13 protein-coding genes are annotated in these 17,155 nt (G+C 46.3%); 9 read left to right on the top strand and 4 right to left on the bottom strand.

Annotated features, from left to right (window positions below):
* Positions 1–558 precede the first annotated feature (558 nt).
* Entirely contained in the window at positions 559–1,011 is a 453-nt protein-coding gene (gene tnpA, locus AC1RM2_RS08910) for an IS200/IS605 family transposase (protein WP_492984683.1), read from the bottom strand.
* Here tnpA and AC1RM2_RS08905 point away from each other — a divergent pair.
* On the top strand, positions 999–1,217 hold the full coding sequence (locus tag AC1RM2_RS08905; RefSeq protein WP_492984682.1) for a hypothetical protein: 219 nt from the start codon (positions 999–1,001) through the stop codon (positions 1,215–1,217). The genes tnpA and AC1RM2_RS08905 overlap by 13 nt on opposite strands.
* A 444-nt stretch (positions 1,218–1,661) precedes the next feature.
* Positions 1,662–2,849, top strand: coding sequence for a glycosyltransferase WbsX family protein (locus AC1RM2_RS08900; RefSeq protein WP_492984681.1), 1,188 nt, complete (start codon positions 1,662–1,664; stop codon positions 2,847–2,849).
* 436 nt (positions 2,850–3,285) lie between these two features.
* Here AC1RM2_RS08900 and AC1RM2_RS08895 read toward each other — a convergent pair whose 3' ends face one another.
* Positions 3,286–4,080 (bottom strand): DeoR/GlpR family DNA-binding transcription regulator, encoded by a 795-nt coding sequence (locus tag AC1RM2_RS08895; RefSeq protein ID WP_492984679.1) that lies wholly within the window; start codon positions 4,078–4,080, stop codon positions 3,286–3,288.
* A 123-nt stretch (positions 4,081–4,203) separates the two neighbouring features.
* On the opposite strand from AC1RM2_RS08895, the gene AC1RM2_RS08890 reads away from it, so the two are divergent.
* The 7 genes from AC1RM2_RS08890 (at position 4,204) to AC1RM2_RS08860 (ending at position 13,644) form a co-directional block, all read left to right on the top strand.
* Positions 4,204–5,793: a glycerol-3-phosphate dehydrogenase/oxidase gene (locus AC1RM2_RS08890; RefSeq protein WP_492984678.1), complete on the top strand. Its 1,590-nt coding sequence runs from the start codon at positions 4,204–4,206 to the stop codon at positions 5,791–5,793.
* A 136-nt stretch (positions 5,794–5,929) separates the two neighbouring features.
* A complete protein-coding gene (glpK, locus tag AC1RM2_RS08885; RefSeq protein WP_492984676.1) occupies positions 5,930–7,438 on the top strand; it encodes a glycerol kinase GlpK in 1,509 nt (502 codons plus the stop codon).
* Positions 7,439–7,587: 149 nt separating this feature from the next.
* Positions 7,588–8,316 carry an MIP/aquaporin family protein gene (locus AC1RM2_RS08880; protein WP_492984675.1) on the top strand — a complete coding sequence of 243 codons (729 nt, stop codon included), beginning with the start codon at positions 7,588–7,590 and terminating at the stop codon, positions 8,314–8,316.
* 317 nt (positions 8,317–8,633) lie between these two features.
* Positions 8,634–9,581 (top strand): GLPGLI family protein, encoded by a 948-nt coding sequence (locus AC1RM2_RS08875; RefSeq protein ID WP_492984674.1) that lies wholly within the window; start codon positions 8,634–8,636, stop codon positions 9,579–9,581.
* A complete protein-coding gene (locus AC1RM2_RS08870) occupies positions 9,578–12,250 on the top strand; it encodes a TonB-dependent receptor (RefSeq protein ID WP_492984672.1) in 2,673 nt (890 codons plus the stop codon). Before AC1RM2_RS08875 ends, AC1RM2_RS08870 begins: the two co-directional genes overlap by 4 nt.
* Before the next feature lie 111 nt (positions 12,251–12,361).
* Positions 12,362–13,198, top strand: coding sequence for a glycine-rich domain-containing protein (locus tag AC1RM2_RS08865; protein ID WP_492984671.1), 837 nt, complete (start codon positions 12,362–12,364; stop codon positions 13,196–13,198).
* 65 nt (positions 13,199–13,263) lie between these two features.
* Positions 13,264–13,644: a nuclear transport factor 2 family protein gene (locus AC1RM2_RS08860; protein ID WP_492984669.1), complete on the top strand. Its 381-nt coding sequence runs from the start codon at positions 13,264–13,266 to the stop codon at positions 13,642–13,644.
* An 86-nt stretch (positions 13,645–13,730) separates the two neighbouring features.
* On the opposite strand, the gene AC1RM2_RS08855 is transcribed toward AC1RM2_RS08860, so the two are convergent.
* Together AC1RM2_RS08855 and AC1RM2_RS08850 are read right to left on the bottom strand one after the other, a co-directional pair.
* Positions 13,731–15,299 (bottom strand): hypothetical protein, encoded by a 1,569-nt coding sequence (locus AC1RM2_RS08855; protein ID WP_492984667.1) that lies wholly within the window; start codon positions 15,297–15,299, stop codon positions 13,731–13,733.
* A 3-nt stretch (positions 15,300–15,302) separates the two neighbouring features.
* Positions 15,303–17,147, bottom strand: a complete 1,845-nt coding sequence (locus tag AC1RM2_RS08850) for a glycosyltransferase (RefSeq protein ID WP_492984666.1) — start codon at positions 17,145–17,147, stop codon at positions 15,303–15,305.
* Positions 17,148–17,155 lie beyond the last annotated feature (8 nt).

The following is a 17,155-nucleotide window of genomic DNA, read 5'->3' as shown; positions in this document are numbered from 1 at the left end:
GCAATGCACTCACGTGCAGGCGGGAATTGCCATTCAGGGTTGGACTAACTTTGTCATTTTCGTATACAATCACCTTTGAACTTTACCGGCCCTGAAAGGGACAAATACGCCACCACAGGGCATCGCCCTGTGCTGTGAAAATGATACAAATGGGAGAGCCCTGAAAGGGTGACATATCCGTATCCGGACGCTGAGGGTTCAATATAGGCTACCCCCCAGTATACGCTATTCGGCGGCTGATATGTCACCCTTTCAGGGCTATTTGGTGGTGTGTTTTTAACCGATGGGCGATGCCCATCGCAGACGGATGTCACCCTTTCAGGGCTCTCCTGTAGATGGGCTTCTAATTGAATGGCAATGCACTCACCTGCAGGCGGGTGTTGCATTTCAGGGTTGGACTAACGTCGTCATTTTCGTATACAATCACCTTTGAACTTTACCGGCCCTGAAAGGGACTAATACGCCAGCACAGGGCATCGCCCTGTGCTGTGAAAATGATACAAATGGGAGAGCCCTGAAAGGGTGACATATACTAGCCACGTGGCTTGTATGCATAGGTTAATCCCATACATAACGCTCATCATACTCCACCTGGTACTTTTTTAGGAAGGCCCGGTATTCGTCCTGGTATGATTTGCGGCTGTGGTGTTCGTGCTGATTGGCAATGTAGGCTATCACCTTATCTACCTCTGCCGGGTTTACCGAAAAAGCGCCGTAGCCATCCTGCCAATAAAAGTTTTGCAAAGATGGATGCAGGGTTTTAATCCATTTGGATGAATTGGATTTTATGTCCTCAATCAATTTCATCAAAGCTATCTTTTTTGACAGCATACATAAAATATGCACATGATCCGTATAGCCACCTACTTTTATGGGCTGGCAATCCATGCTTTTGCAAATGCCTCCTAAATAACCATGTAGCTCGTTTTCATAAGGCGGATGTATGAGCGGTTCCCGGTTCTTGGTGCTGAACGCAATGTGCAGGTAGTTTTTTACGAGTGACTGAGCCATGGTTTGTTGATGTGGATAAGAGCGACGGCGGTGCCATCGCTGGTGTTTACAGTTTTTCTAATTTAGATATTTTTTGGTTGCCGACGGCACGAGGCATTTTATTTAACAAGAAATTTCTTGCTTACCGCCGGACTTTAGATTACCCGCAGCCCGCGTTAGTGATGGAAGTGGATACCGGCCCCGCGCCTAATGCCTGTGCAGTATGAACGGACAGCACGGCCCGGAGGGAACGCCATTATTTTAATTCAAAAGTTAAAATTCAAAAGTCAAAAATGGAGTAGTTCATTGGTTCACTGGTTCATTAGTTCATTGGTGGATGGTTCATTAGGATGGTTCATTGGTGGATGGCTTGCTACAGGCCTGGCGTGGATTTGTGAGGCCCGCACTTTGTTGGAGTTGTCCTCTAACAAACTCGTTATCCGTTATGCTGTCGCAGAAAACCGATGCATTTTTTCGACGATTGGCCCGTCTCCCAGGGAAGCAATTTCGGATTCTTCCGCTTTTATATTTCGTGCAAAGCTCTGTTTAAAAAAGACAGTACAGGATAGCGCGTCGAAATCAATAAGCTACTTTTAAAATAACCGTTTATGATAACCATTGCCTGCCTGGCGGCGGTGTAATATGATCGCATTTAATTTATCTACCTGGTGATGAACAAATTGAAACTGTTGTTTTGCCTTGCGCTTGTGCAGGCATGCTTTGTTGTTTTTAGTGCGAATGGCCAAAACCCTGCTAAACATTATGATGTGGCGGCGTTTTACTGGCCTGCTTACCACCCCGATGCCAGGTTTAAGGATATTGGCGTTTTCCCGGATGGGAAAGGGGAGTGGGAGGCTATTTACAAGGCAAAGCCCAAGTTTGCAGGTCACGAAGTACCCAAGGTGCCGCTTTGGGGCTACGAAGATGAAACCGACCCGGCGGTGATGGGTAAAAAAATAGTTACGGCTACCAAGTATGGCGTTAACGTGATGATATTTGACTGGTATTGGTATGATAAAAAACCTTTTTTGGAAGATGCCCTGGACAAGGGTTTCCTGAAGGCTAAAAACACCAACGATATGAAGTTTTACCTGATGTGGGCCAACCATGATCATAACTCGTATTTAGATCCGTCGAACCCCGATAAAAGCAAGGTGTATTTTTATGGCGGGGTGGATAGGAAAACTTTTGAGGGGATGATAGCGCATATTATTAACGATTACTTTAAAAAGCCCAACTATTATAAAATAAATGGCCGGCCGGTGTTCAGCATTTACGAGCTATCAACCTTTATTAAAGGCATAGGCGGATCTGAAAAGGCAAAGGAGGCTATAGATTATTTCCGTAAAAAAACGATAGAGGCCGGTTTTCCAGGTCTGCATTTGCAGGCTACGCTTTGGGGCAACATCCCGGCAACCTTAAACGATGTGCCCGGCGATAAGGTACAAACACAAAACTCGACCCTGGAGTATTTTGGATTTAACAGCATGACCAACTATCAATGGTGCCATTTTGTAGCGCCAAGCGGCGATTATATTCCCTGGGGCCAAAAAGCCATAGCCAAATGGGCCGAATGGGATACTACCTTTAAAATTCCGTACTGCCCGCATGTTTCGATAGGCTGGGACAGCAACCCGCGTTTCCCGGTACAAAGGCAAGACCTGGTTGTAAACAACAAGCCCGAATATTTCCAGATGTATCTGCAAAAAGCAAAAGACTACATAGACGCCCACCCTAACCAGCCGCCACTAATTACCATAAACGCCTGGAACGAATGGGCCGAAGGCAGCTACCTTGAACCAGATAAAAAGCACGGCTACGGTTACCTGGAGGCAGTTAGAAATGTGTTTTTAAAATAGGTGGGTAGCTGTTGTTGGAGAGGGTGTTAGGTGATGAAAGGCAGAAATGAAAAATAATATCGAACACTGAATTTTGAATATCCAACTCCGAAGTTTTTCCTTCATTATTCGAAATTGGATATTCGGTGTTCAATATTAAATCGACCGTAACTTAATGGCATTGGAATAAGGAGGAGGTAGGGGTTAAATCAGGCGGTCATGTATACGTTTTATAGTCGCGCGGTGAAACCCCTCCCTGCCTTTGCGCACACTGCCAGCCGCACCCCTCCCGTTGGGAGGGAATAAAAAAAACGTTCTTCCGAACAAAAAGCCTTGACGCCTACACGTTTTATAGTCGCGCGGTGAAACCCCTCCCTGCCTTTGCACGCGCTGCCGGCCGCACCCCTCCCGTGGGGAGGGAATTAAAAAAAAACGATCTTCCGAACAAAAAATCTTACTACTTACTACTTACTACTTGACTCTCCCTCCCCACCACCGTTACCGCTATTCCCTTTTCCTGCAGTACTTTCAGCATGGCGGGGCTGATGCCGCTATCGGTAATAATGTGCTGAACCTGGTCGAGGGGGCAGATTTTGCCGAGGCCGCGTTTGCCGAATTTGGTGCTGTCGGCCAGTACCACTACGGTTTGGGCGGCGGCTATCATTTTTTGGTTCAGGCGGGCTTCCATTAAATTGGTGGTGGTAAGGCCAATTTCGGGGTCGATGCCGTCGACACCTAAAAAAAGCATGCTGCATGCCATATCCTGCAGCATTATTTCGGCATATGATCCGGTTACCGATGATGACGAGCTGCGCAACTGCCCGCCTAACTGAATTACTTCGATATTGGGATGATGCGATAACTCGATAGCCACGTTGAGGGCCGATGTGATTACCGTTAAATGCTTCCCCGCATTAACCGACCGCGCCAGGGCCTGCATGGTAGTGCCTGATGCAATAATGATAGAATCGTTATGGCCAATAAGCGCGGCGGCGGCTATGCCTATCTGCTGCTTTTCGGTGGCGTTAAGTTTTTCCTTTTCGGCAACGGGCCTGTCGTTGGTATAGGGGTTGCTTTTAGTAGCCCCGCCGTGCGTACGGAATAGTAGCTTTTTGTCCTCCAAAAGTTTCAGGTCCTTTCGGATGGTCACTTCCGAAACATTTAGCTGTTTGCCCAGTTCCTGTACGTTTACAAAGCCGCCGTCTTCCAGTTGCCGGAGTATGATTTTATGCCTGTCGGTATTTTTGTTCATAGCAACCAAAAATAAATAAAAAACCGGTATGGGATAAATTGAAACAAAAAATAAGTTTCGATTTGTTATTTTATGTTTCGATATTGTATATTTGAAGTGTAATCGAAATACAACAGAATTAAAATGAGTATTTTCAAAAGAGATTCCATTTTGCAATCCATCCATAACCAGGATAAAATTTGGGATATCATTATCATCGGGGGCGGCGCAACCGGCCTTGGCGCCGCGGTTGATGCGGCCTCGAGGGGGCTATCAACCCTGTTACTGGAGCAGGCCGACTTTGCCAAAGGCACTTCAAGCCGGGCCACCAAGCTGGTGCATGGCGGCGTACGTTACCTGGCGCAGGGCGATATTGGCCTGGTTCGCGAGGCGCTGCACGAGCGGGGTTTACTGTTAAAAAACGCCCCGCACCTGGTGAAAAACGAAAGTTTTATTATTCCTAATTACAGTTGGTTTGATGGTGTGTTTTATACCATCGGACTAACCATATATGATTTGCTGGCCGGCAAACTGGGCTTTGGCAGGGCGAAGCATATCTCGAAACAGGACACCATCAGCAGGCTGCCGGGGATTGAAGATAAGGGTCTGCACGGCGGCGTAGTATATCACGACGGGCAGTTTGATGATTCGCGGCTGGCTATAAACCTGGCGCAAACCGCTTTGGAGCAAGGGGCCGCCGTGTTAAATTATTTTAAAGTTAGCGGCCTTTTAAAGGATGGCAACCAAAAAATGGCGGGCGTTGATGCCGTTGATGCCGAAACGGGGCTTAGCTACAGGCTGAAAGCCAAAACGGTTATTAACGCCACCGGGGTTTTTGTAGATGATGTGCTTAAAATGGATGTGCCCGATAAAAAGCCTTTGGTAAGGCCAAGCCAGGGGGTACACCTGGTGTTGGGCAGGCAGTTTATGCCCGGCGAGGATGCCATTATGATTCCGAAAACCGAGGATGGCCGGGTGTTGTTTGTGGTGCCCTGGCATAATAAGCTGTTGGTGGGCACTACCGATACGCCTATTGACGGGCATAGCCTGGAGCCGGTAGCCCTTGATGCCGAAATTGACTTTATTTTGCGCACTGCGGCTAAATACCTGAAAAAAGCACCCGGGCGGGAGGATGTGTTAAGTGTTTTCGCGGGGCTGCGGCCATTGGCGGCTCCGCAGGATGATTCGTCGAAAACCAAAGAGATTTCGCGCAGCCATAAGCTGATTGTTTCCAAATCGGGGCTTATCACCATAACCGGGGGCAAGTGGACCACCTATCGCAAAATGGGCGAGGATACCATCAATAAAGCGATAGAGGTGGGCAAATTACCAAACAAGGTTTGCCACACTGCCGGCCTGTCTATCCATGGCAGCAGGCCAAATCCCGACAGGAGCAGTCATTTGTTTGTTTATGGCGATGATATAGAAAAGGTACTGGCGCTGGCAAACGAGGATGACGATTGGAAAAACCGCGTGCACCCGGATGATGAGTATACTAAAGGCGAGGTGATTTGGTCGGTACGGCACGAGATGGCGCGTACAGTTGAGGATATACTGGCCCGCCGTACCCGCGTATTATTTTTAGATGCCCGGCTGGCCATGGCCATGGCCCCTGAGGTTGCCCGGTTAATGGCCGCCGAGTTGGATAAAGATGCCGAATGGCAAACAGAACAGATAAACGCCTTTAATAAGGTAGCCGGAAACTATATATTAGCAAGAAGAATCAAGAGTTAAGAATCAAGAGTCAAGACAAGGAAAAAAGCCGGGCGGATAGATAACTATACATTACAATAAACGGACAGCTTTTTTCTTGATTCTTGACTCTTAATTCTTGACTCTCAATAAACCAACAATTATAAATACCTAAGTAATGGAAGAATACATTTTGGCCCTTGACCAGGGGACAACCAGCTCGAGGGCGATCATATTTGATCATGCAGGGCAAATTATAGCGCTTTCGCAAAAGGAATTTAAACAATATTTCCCAAAACCGGGCTGGGTTGAGCACGACCCGAACGAAATTTGGTCGACCCAGGCGGGTGTGGCTGCCGAGGCTACCGTTAAGGCAGGGCTTAATGGCAAAAACATTAAAGCCATAGGTATTACCAACCAGCGCGAAACCACCATAGTATGGAACCGCGAAACCGGCGAAGCCATTTACAACGCCATAGTTTGGCAGGACAGGCGTACCGCGGCTTATTGCGATAAACTGAAACAGGATGGCCACAGCGATATGATCCGCTCCAAAACCGGGCTGGTGATAGATGCCTATTTTTCGGGCTCCAAAATAAAATGGATCCTGGATAATGTGGATGGTGCGCGGGCGCTGGCCGATGCAGGTAAACTGGCCTTCGGCACGGTTGATAGCTGGCTGGTATGGAAATTTACCCGCGGCCAGGCGCATGTAACCGATGTAACCAACGCCAGCCGTACCATGCTGTTCAACATCCGCACCCAGCAATGGGATGATGAGTTGCTGCAGCTGCTGGACATCCCCAAAAGCATGCTGCCCGAAGTAAAACAATCAAGCGAGGTTTACGGGGAAACGGCTACAACGATATTTGCAAGTAAAATACCTATTGCAGGCATAGCCGGCGATCAGCATGCCGCCTTGTTTGGGCAAATGTGTATTGACAAGGCCATGGTTAAAAATACCTACGGCACCGGTTGCTTTATGCTGATGAACATTGGCAACCAGTTTATCGAATCAAAAAACAACCTGCTTACCACCATTGCCTGGAAAATTAACGGCGAAATACAATACGCCTTTGAAGGCAGCATATTTATTGGTGGTGCCGTAGTGCAATGGCTGCGCGATGGTTTAGGCATCATCAAAACATCGGCAGATGTAGAACAGTTGGCTACCAGTGTTAAAGATACCGGAGGTGTATTTTTTGTACCGGCCTTTGCCGGCCTGGGCGCCCCTTACTGGGACCCTGAGGCGCGGGGCACTATAGTTGGCCTTACACGCGGAACCACCGCCGGGCACCTTGCACGGGCGGCCCTGGCATCCATAGCCTACCAAACTATGGATGTTTTAAAAGCCATGGAGGCTGATGCCGGAATGCCCATTAAAGAGCTGCGGGTAGATGGTGGCGCAACAGCCAACGATTTGCTGATGCAATACCAGGCCGATGTGTTAAATTGTAAAGTGATAAGGCCAAACGTAGTAGAAACCACCGCCTTAGGTGCGGCCTATCTTGCCGGCCTGGCAGTAGGCTTTTGGAAAGATGTGGCCGAAATACAACAGCTGTGGCAATCCGAAAAGGAATTTATCCCCGCCGGTAACCCGGAGGATATTAAAGCGGATATTGCAGGCTGGGAACGGGCCATTCATGCGGCTAAGTGTTGGGCAGATAATCCAACGCCGTCGAGTTAAGGAAAAAGGATGATTTAATATCGAACACAGAATGTCCAACACCGAATAACGAAGAAACAATTCGGTGTTGGATATTCGAAATTCATTATTCGATATTGCTTATAGCCTGTTAAAGTCATTTTAATCATTTACAATTAATACCTATTACCATGTCTCCATTTATTGCCGAATTCATTGGCACCATGTTACTCATACTTTTAGGCGATGGCGTTGTGGCCAACGTAGTATTAAAAGATACCAAGGGAAATAATAGCGGTTGGATAGTAATTACCACGGCCTGGGGCCTGGCGGTATTTGTGGGGGTGGTGGTTGCGGGGCCTTATAGCGGTGCGCACCTTAATCCTGCCGTTACCATAGCGTTGGCCATAGCGGGTAAATTTGCCTGGGCGCAAGTACCGGTATACATAGCGGCGCAGTTTTTGGGCGCGATGATAGGCTCGTTCCTGGTATGGGTAATGTACTATGATCATTTTAAACGCACCAATGATCCAGCCGCTATACTGGCCGTGTTTTGCACGGGCCCCGCCGTGCGTAATTACGTATCCAACATTACCAGCGAAGTTATTGGCGCCTTTGTATTACTGTTTACTATATTTTACATATCGGGCGCGCAGATTTTGCCTACAAGCACGCCCATCGGCCTTGGCTCGGTTGGCGCTATACCGGTGGCATTACTGGTATGGGTAATAGGTTTATCGCTGGGTGGTACCACCGGCTACGCCATTAACCCCTGTCGTGACCTTGGCCCGCGCATTATGCACATGATACTCCCCATAAAAAACAAAGGTACCAGCGACTGGCCCTACGCCTGGATCCCTGTATTAGGCCCAATTGTGGGCGCGTCAATTGCTGCGGGGCTGTATTTAATGATTAAATAGACAGTTCTGAAAAGGTAAAATATATGCCACCCTTTCAGGGCGGTCTCGTCAATACATTTAACCGATGGTCGATGCCCATCGCAGACGGATGTCGCCCTTTCAGGGCTAATAAGGCTGTCTTTGCATGATGGCCCTATGATACTCATACGCCGATGAGCAACACAAAGCGAAAGCTATCCAGCGAGCCACCAATGAACCAATGAACGCTCCACCAATTGTTAAATTTTGTTAATTCTACGAAAACTTCGTAGTTTAACTATTGTGTTAGTTATATTTGATCTGTAATTATTAAAAACAGATATAACCTTATAACCATCATGAAAAAAACGATACTCTTTTTAGCCTGCCTGTTTGGCCTTGCTGGTGGGGCACAGGCGCAAAGGCCCGATACTGCAAAGGCTGTTGTGCATTACAAGTTTTCGCACCTGCGGGATACTACGCACAGGGATAAGCCATATACCGAAAATATGGTGCTGTTTGTGGGTGCAACTTCCAGCGCTTATAAAAGTTACGACCGCAAGTTGCAGGAGGCCCTGATGAAAAAGCAGGTTGCCGACCAGATGGCCGAGCAAAAGGGAAGTGGCAGCGTCAATATTAAAATAACCGGCGGCGCGCCTACCACCCGGAATGAGTTTTACCAGTTTCCGCTGCAACATAAACTGGTACGTAAAGAGCGGCTGATAACCCCGTATATGATTGAAGAGCCCATGCCGGTGATTGACTGGAAGATAAGCGCCGATACAGCCAGTTTTTCGGGTTTGCATTGCCAAAAAGCTACGGGACATTTCAAGGGCAGGGATTATACAGCCTGGTTTTGCCCGGATTTGCCTTTTCATGCCGGGCCGTGGAAACTGAACGGTTTGCCGGGCTTAATTGTGGAGGCTTATGATACTAATAAAGAGGTGGTATTTAAGTTTGACGGCCTCGACGAGGTAGCCAATTCGCCAAAGCCTGCCACAGAAGCCCCGGTCCCCGGCGGCGCAACAATTAAATTGATTGGCATGGACGATGCCAACGATGATCCGAACGTAATAGCCCTGCCAACCGATGCCGTCAAAACCACCGAAAAAGAATTTAAAAACCTGGAAGCCGCCATGCGGAAAGACCCCAATGCTTTTGCACAGTCGGCCATGGCAGGCTCGGGTGGCGGCATGCGGGCAGGCGGGCCTGGCCAGGGCCCGGGTGGTGGCGACCAGGTAAAAATCCGGATAAACGGTACGGGGCCGGTAATCAATAACCCTTTAGAGCTTCCCGAAAAAAAATGAGCCGCCTGCATAAAAGCGCCGGGGTATTCATATTTTGGATGCTCATGGGCATGGTATGCCTTGGCCAAAGCATCAAAGGCAAAGTTACCGATAGCATTGGCAAGCCAATAAGCTACGCCGGCATCAACCTTAAAAACAGCGCAGGCCTTATTATAGCCTATACCACCAGCGATGCAGGAGGGCTATACAGCCTGGGTATTCCCGCTAATGCCGATAAAAGCGGCCTTACTTTGGAGGCCAGTTGCATAGGCTTTAAAAAGGCGGGGCTACCGGTAAGCACCTTTACAATACCCTACAACTTTAAACTTGCAGGCGCGGTGCATCAGCTGCAGGGTGTTACCATAAAAAATAACCGGCCGCGGCTGCGGGTTAGCGGCGATACTACCAGCTACAAGGTGTCGGATTTTAGCAGCCCGCAGGATAGAGTTATTGGCGATGTAATTAAAAAGCTGCCGGGCATTGATATAGCCAAGGACGGCAAAATAAGCTATAACGGCAAGGCCATATCCAACCTGTACATAGGTGGTGATAACCTGCTGGACGATAAATATAATATTGCTACCGGCACCATACCCCATGGCGTGGTTGACCAGGTGCAGGTGATGGAAAATCATCAGCCCGTAAAAATGCTGCGCGATAAGGTGGTAAGCGAGGATGTGGCCCTTAACCTCACCATAAAAAAAGATGCCAAACTACAGCTGATAGGGCAGGAAACCATAGGCGCGGGCTTGCCCAAAAAGTACGATGAAGACATTAATGCCATGATGTTTAAAGATAAATACAAGGCTATTAATTACCTGCGCGGCAACAACACGGGCTATGATGTGGCCGGCGATCTGGTGTCGCACAATTCGGCCGAGCACATGCAACGCCTGGATAATGATCAGCCCGGTACTGTATTGTCCTTAGGCACCGCCGGCGACCCGGATCTGCCGCGCAACAGGTATTTGTTTAATCAATCGGGTATAGTTAACCTTAACAACCTGGTTAATCTGAAAAAAGATGTGCAGCTGCGGGCCAATATATCATACCTGCGCGATAGCCAGCACCAGGATTACAGCCGCCTGAGCGAGGTTTACCTGCCCGGCGATACCATCCGTTATACCGAAAAGCAAAATAATAAATGGCGCCCCGATTTAATCCATACCCAGTTTACCCTGAACGTTAATCAAAACAAATATTACCTGAACGATAACCTGGTAACTGATTATAACCACAATACTTCGTACTCAAACCTGGTGAGCAATGGCGTGCCCGTAAACCAAACGTTTAAGGATAATTTGTTCAATTTTTCTAACGAGCTTAATTGGATGAAAACCTTCCATTCCGATAAAATTATGGAGGTGTATAGTTACATTAACCGCACATCTGAACCCGAGAGCCGGGTTATTGAGCCAAACCTTAACCCGGATATTTTTAACAACGGTGTAAATTATTCGCTGCTTACCCAAACGGTAAATATCCCTACCTGGTTCAGCAACAATTACCTGGCTTATAAAATACCAGGTCAGCATATAACACAAAGCTATAAGGCGGGGTTCAGCAGCCAGTCGCAAACGTTAAACTCGGCGCTATCAGCTACCCAGCAAAACAATACGGTTAACCCGGTTGGCGATAGCACCCGCAACAGCTTAAACTGGAGCCGTAACAAGGCGTACGCCGAGGCAGATTTTGACATACCCGGCAAAATTCTGAAGATAGAGGCCAGCCTGCCCCTCAGCTGGCAGCAAACCCATTACAGTGATGATTACTACCAGTTAAGTAACAGCCTTAACCGCTTGTACTTTAACCCGCGGATGTATGTAAAATACCAAAGCGGCATCGAAAACTATTTTACCCTGAACTATAATTTGCGCAACAACATTGGCAGCATTCAGGATGTGTACCGTGGCTATATCCTGACCAATTACCGCACGCTGTACGCTAACAGCGCCGACCTTACCGAGCGCCAGAGCCAAAATGCAGGCCTGGGCTTTAACTACCGCAAAGCCATTACGCTGTTCTTTTTTAGCCTGAATGTTAATTACAGCCATATTTACGCCAACAACATTGCATCCAGCACATTAACCAATAACCTGCAGCAACGGGTTGTGCTGCCTTATGATAATAAAACGGACGCCTGGGCGGTAAGCGGCTATGTGAGTAAGTATAATTTCGATTTGCAAACCACTTTCAGCGCCGGGGCTTCCTGGCAAACCGCCCGGCTAAACCAGCTGCAAAACGGACTTATCCTGCCCTTCAATACCGTAGGCGAAACGCTGAACGTGGGTGCCGAAAGCAAACTGAGCAGTACAGTTAATTTAAGCTATAAGGCCAATTACAGCCAAACCACCAGCAAATCAACAGCAGTAGCCGGCAGCAGCAAATTTCAGCGGCTTATTCAAACTGCCGCTATTGAATATAATCCGCTTAATACCCTGCAGTTCAACCTTGCTGCCGATCATTATTACACCCACCAGCAGCAGGCCAATGATCTTAAATACTTTTTTGCCGATGCAACTATACGCTACAAATTCAGTAAACCCAAAATAGATGTACAGCTAACCGCCCAAAACCTGTTCAACGTAAAAAACTATACTTCGCTGTATTTGTCGGCCAACGTGTTTACGTCAAGCACGTACAGCATTCCGGGCAGGATGTTGCTGGCTAAGGTGATGTTTAATTTGTGATGGGGATGATTATCGGGTTTGAGAATAAGCTTACGATAAATATCCAGCATTGTTCCCCCTTTTTCTTCTGCCGGCGTTTAAGTACATTTAAGCCAGATAACCTGCACTATCATGATACCCGAACAAGAGTTACTTTGGCAAAATATTAAAAACTATAGTATAGATAAACCTGGGGTCGATTTCAAATTTTCGGACAGGCTGGCCCGCGAAAATGGCTGGCCGCGCAACTATGCCCTGCGCGTGATTGAAGAATATAAAAAGTTCATTTTCCTGTGTTGTATCACTCCTGGTGGGGTAACTCCGTCTGATCCGGTAGACCAGGCCTGGCACCTGCATTTAACCTTCACCCAATCGTACTGGAACGATTTATGCCGCGATACCCTAAGGCAGCAAATACATCATAACCCAACCAAAGGGGGCCAGGCCGAGGCCGTTAAATTTGATGGGTATTATACCCATACACATCAGTTGTATGCCGAAGCTTTCGGTATGCAACCACCTGCTGATATCTGGCACAATAACCAAACCCGCTTTACAGATATCAATTTCAGGCGGGTAAATATGGGTAGGTACTGGCTGCTGCCCAAGCCCCGCAATATCAGCCAGGTTGTTATTTTACTGATGCTGATTGTTGCCGCAGGCTTGTTTATACAGGCCTCAGAAACCAGCATAGCGTTGGCTATTATGACAGGAGTTATAGGGCTGGTGGTTGTGGCGGTTTACAAGGGCGGGGACGGTGACAGCGATGACGATAGTAAAAACAACAATGATAGCAACAGTGGTTGCGGCGGCGACGGGGATAGCGGCCACCATGGCGGCCATTCCGCTCACGGTGGTTCACATGGTGACGGTGGTTCACATGGCTGCGGTGGGCACAGCGGTTGCAGCAGTGGGTGCTCGGGCTGCTCATCCTCGGGTTGTAGCGGCTGCGGCGGTGGTGGGCACTAATAAAGCCCGCTGTGCATATTATCAATCCCACAACATCTTATATTAGCTGTACCAATAAATTACCAATGGAAAACACCGCAAAAACTGCTATTGAACAGGTAGTAAAAAAACAACTGGATGCCTATAATGCAAAGGATATTGATTTGTTTATGACCTGTTGGGCCGACGACGCCCTGTATTATGAATTCCCGGACACACTACTGGCCAGCGGAGCCGCAGCCATACGCGAAAGACACCTGGTTAGATTCCGGGAGCCCAATTTGTTTGGTGAGTTGCTTACCCGCACAGTGCTTAACAATAAGGTTGTCGACTTTGAGCAGGTATCCCGCACTTTTCCTGATGGGCCCGGGCATATTGATGCCCTTTGTATTTACGAGGTAGCTGGTGATAAAATTACCAAAGCCTGGTTTGTAATGGGTACGCCCATGCTGGATAATGTGGCGTGATGAGATTGCCTTTAAACATAAAAGACCTGCTTTTTGTAGAGCAGGTCTTGGTTAATATAAGTCAGTCAATAGTTAATAGTTCAATTTTATCGGATGGAGATGATTTTGTATAGCACCCAGTTGTTGGTTTCGTGAACGCGGCGGTAGTTAATGCCGCTATTTGCAATACGAATGGCCGGGATATACTTATTGTTAAGCTGTGTATAGCCGGTAAACGGATTTTTGGCCGTAGCAATCAGGATGTAATCATCATACCGGTAGGGCGTTTCGATGGCGCTTAAAAACAGGTCCTGGTACGGCAGCGTTAATCTTCTGATATCGTTTGTAAACGCTGCAACCGGGTATGCTATGGCATCGTCCATAAGCACATGTGAGTTTTTTGGCAAGGTGTTGATATAGCCTGCCATATCCATAATTTCAATCTGGTCCATATTATGTTCGCCGCTCACAAGTGTGGTTATAAATGCTTTTTCATCATGAATGAATGATCCTTTTAAAAAAGAGTAACCAGTATAAAATGTTGATAGCGCAGCAACCAAAACAATTATTTTAAAAACCTTTTGATTTTGAACTACCAGTGCCTTAAATATAAGGCAAAGCAACGATAGTATAAGGAAAATAAGGTAGTACTCATAAGTAATATATAGCTTATCGTATTTGATGTGCAAAAACTCGATAAACGCGAAAGGAGTTAAAATAGTTAAAGCCTGGTAAGTACTTTCGCGGAAAAGATATATAGCTATCAAAATAAGCGGGCAAAAATAGATAACCCTTACGGATACCAGTACCGAAAGTTCGGGCAGCTGGTAGTTGGTTGCGGCTGTTGTAATATCGTAGTTTAGTTTATCAACCAACACATTCCAGGTGGCATAGGGGCTTTCGATAAAGTAGTTAAGATCGTTGGAATGGGTTAGGTTGAGCAGCTTGTAAGAAATGATAGAGGCAATGGGCAAAATAAACAGGATAATATAAATTGCAAAGGTTTTGCTTACGAGCTTACGGCGCAGCGATGGACTGTTAAAACTTAAAAACAGCCGGAAAATAGATTCCTTTTCGCCAAGATTTAAGCTTTGTAAAGTAATGGCCAATACCAACGGTATAAAAAACAGGCAAAGCCATACAAACTTATAATCGCAAAAAATAAGTATCACCAGCGAAATACTGGCTAATGAAACGTGGAAAGTTGTATTGGACCGGTAAAACTTTAACAGGTTAAAAAAGAACAGGAAAAAGCTGATAAGTACCAGGTAAATAGCCTTGCCCGATGCTGCCACATATATGATACCCGGGTGTAAAAAAAATAAGGCGACAAATATGTAAAAGTAAAAATCGTCGTGCTGGATACGGGTTTTTAACGTAGAGGCAAGTATGTAAAATAAAACGGCAGTACCCAGCGCAGATGCTATTACAGGCGCCAGAAAGGTGCTTACTGAACTGAAAATTATAGAACAATAAAAAGGCAATAGCGGCGACGTAAGCCCCATTACTTTAATACGGTTGCCAAGGCCCTCAAAAATAATCTTGGTTTTTTCGATATAAAAAATACTCTCCTGGTTATAATAGCCCAAATGGTTCATGTAAATGCCCACTGCCAGGTAATAAACAGCAAGTATTGCGGTTATTATAAACAGGTATTGACTTTTAGAGATCCTCATTTTTTATTTAACAACATTTGTAGGATTTTTCACTTTGCTTAAACCATGGTTGGTTTTTTCCCAATAAAACGGATTGGTTATCAGCTGGTATAAGCCCATATAGGCTGCTGCCGAGTGCATTAACCAATAAACCGGGTTGGCAAGGGCAAACAATATCAGTTCAAAATAACGGCGTTTAAATACGGCCATCATGTTTACATATATCATCAGGATGTTGCCTACCATCAAATTAAATATAGCCATAAACAAAACCCAATCAGGAAACAGGGTGCGGATTGTTGAAAAATCGAAAACCAGGTAGCAGATAAATATAGCCAGCAACAGCGGGTAAACCAAAAACGTGGCCGATGTGGCGCCGATAAAAAAGTTAAAGCCTAAAAAACCTTTAAAGCCAATTTTCCTGATTAATTCAATAGGGTTGCGCATGTGTACCAGGTAGGTTTGCATATAGCCCTTTATCCACCTGGAGCGCTGCCTAATCCAGTTAATGGGTTCGTTATTAGCTTCTTCGTAGGTGGTTGAATTGATGATGGCTATTTTATAACCTTTGGCGTAAGCACGCACACCAAGGTCGGCATCTTCGGTTACGTTAAAGGGATCCCAGGCGCCAAGCTCAATAAGGGCATCCATTTTAAAGTGGTTGCTGGTGCCGCCCAAGGGGATTGGAATGTCGAGGGTATCTAAGCCGGGCAGCATATAATCAAACCAGTATGAATACTCCAGGGTAAACATACGGGTAAGGAAGTTTTCATTGCGGTTAAAATAGTTAAGCGCGCTTTGAATACAAATGTAATGATCGGGCAGTTTGGCAAATAAGGTAACTACTTTTTTAAGCTGATCGGTATCGGGGATATCCTCGGCATCATAAATGGTCAAAAATTTACCCCTTGAAAAATGCAGCCCATAATTACAAGCTTTAGGCTTGGTTTTAGGCATGTGAAAAGGCACCACAATTACCTCAAAAACAGCCGGAAAATCAAGGTTTTGAACAGCTTTTAACGTTTTATCATCGTCTTCTTCAATCAGTAACTTTATATCCAGCATCTCGCGCGGATAGTCAAGGCTTTGCAGATTCCAGATCAGTTTTTTGATGAGTTTATCCTCTTTATAAACCGGCAGCAATACGGTGTATAGTGGGAGCTCGGCATCAACAACATCGCGCACTTCATGCTTAGTTACCGCCTGGTGCAGCTCAAACCGCGATCCTACCAGGGCCAGGAACAATTTAAAGGTAATAGCCACCAGGAAAAACATACTGATAACTACGTTGATGGCAATTGACGTGTTTTTAAAGTTTAAAACCATCCCTGCCGCTGTAATACTCAGCAATATAAATATGAATGCCAGTTGAGGGGTGGTGAAAGTGGTAGAAGCCGAACTTTTGGGGTCGCGCCTCATCAATTCATAAACGGATGCTTTAACGTATTTTTCGCCCAATAATTTGTGGCTAAGCCAGGTAATATCCAAATCATAGGCAGCAATAATGTCGGGTTCCATATCATAGGTAAACCTGATAAAATCGACAAAAAGCTGGTCTGATGGATCGGCCATAAGCGTAACCACCCGGTTGTTCTCGATACGGAGGGGGAGGGCGAGGTGGTCATTGGCAAATTTAAGTTCAACCTTTTTTAATACCTCGGTATCAAAAGCCTCCTCTCTTATTTCTGCAAAATGATAGCCGGCGTTACTTAATGAGCGTTCATAGTTTTTGCGGGAAATGTAACCAAAGTTAAGCGCTATTTTTACGTAGGCCATACCTGATCTTTCTGAAAAACTTTTAATTTTTACCTGATCGCCTGGTGTTATAAACCCGTCATTAACCAAAAGTTCAGGAATTGAAATACTCATTATATGTA

The sequence above is a fragment of the Mucilaginibacter sp. GW822-FHT03E02 genome (genome assembly GCF_058801545.1).
The sequence above is the reverse complement of the archived record's forward strand: the minus strand, read 5'-3'. Positions and strand labels throughout refer to the sequence as shown.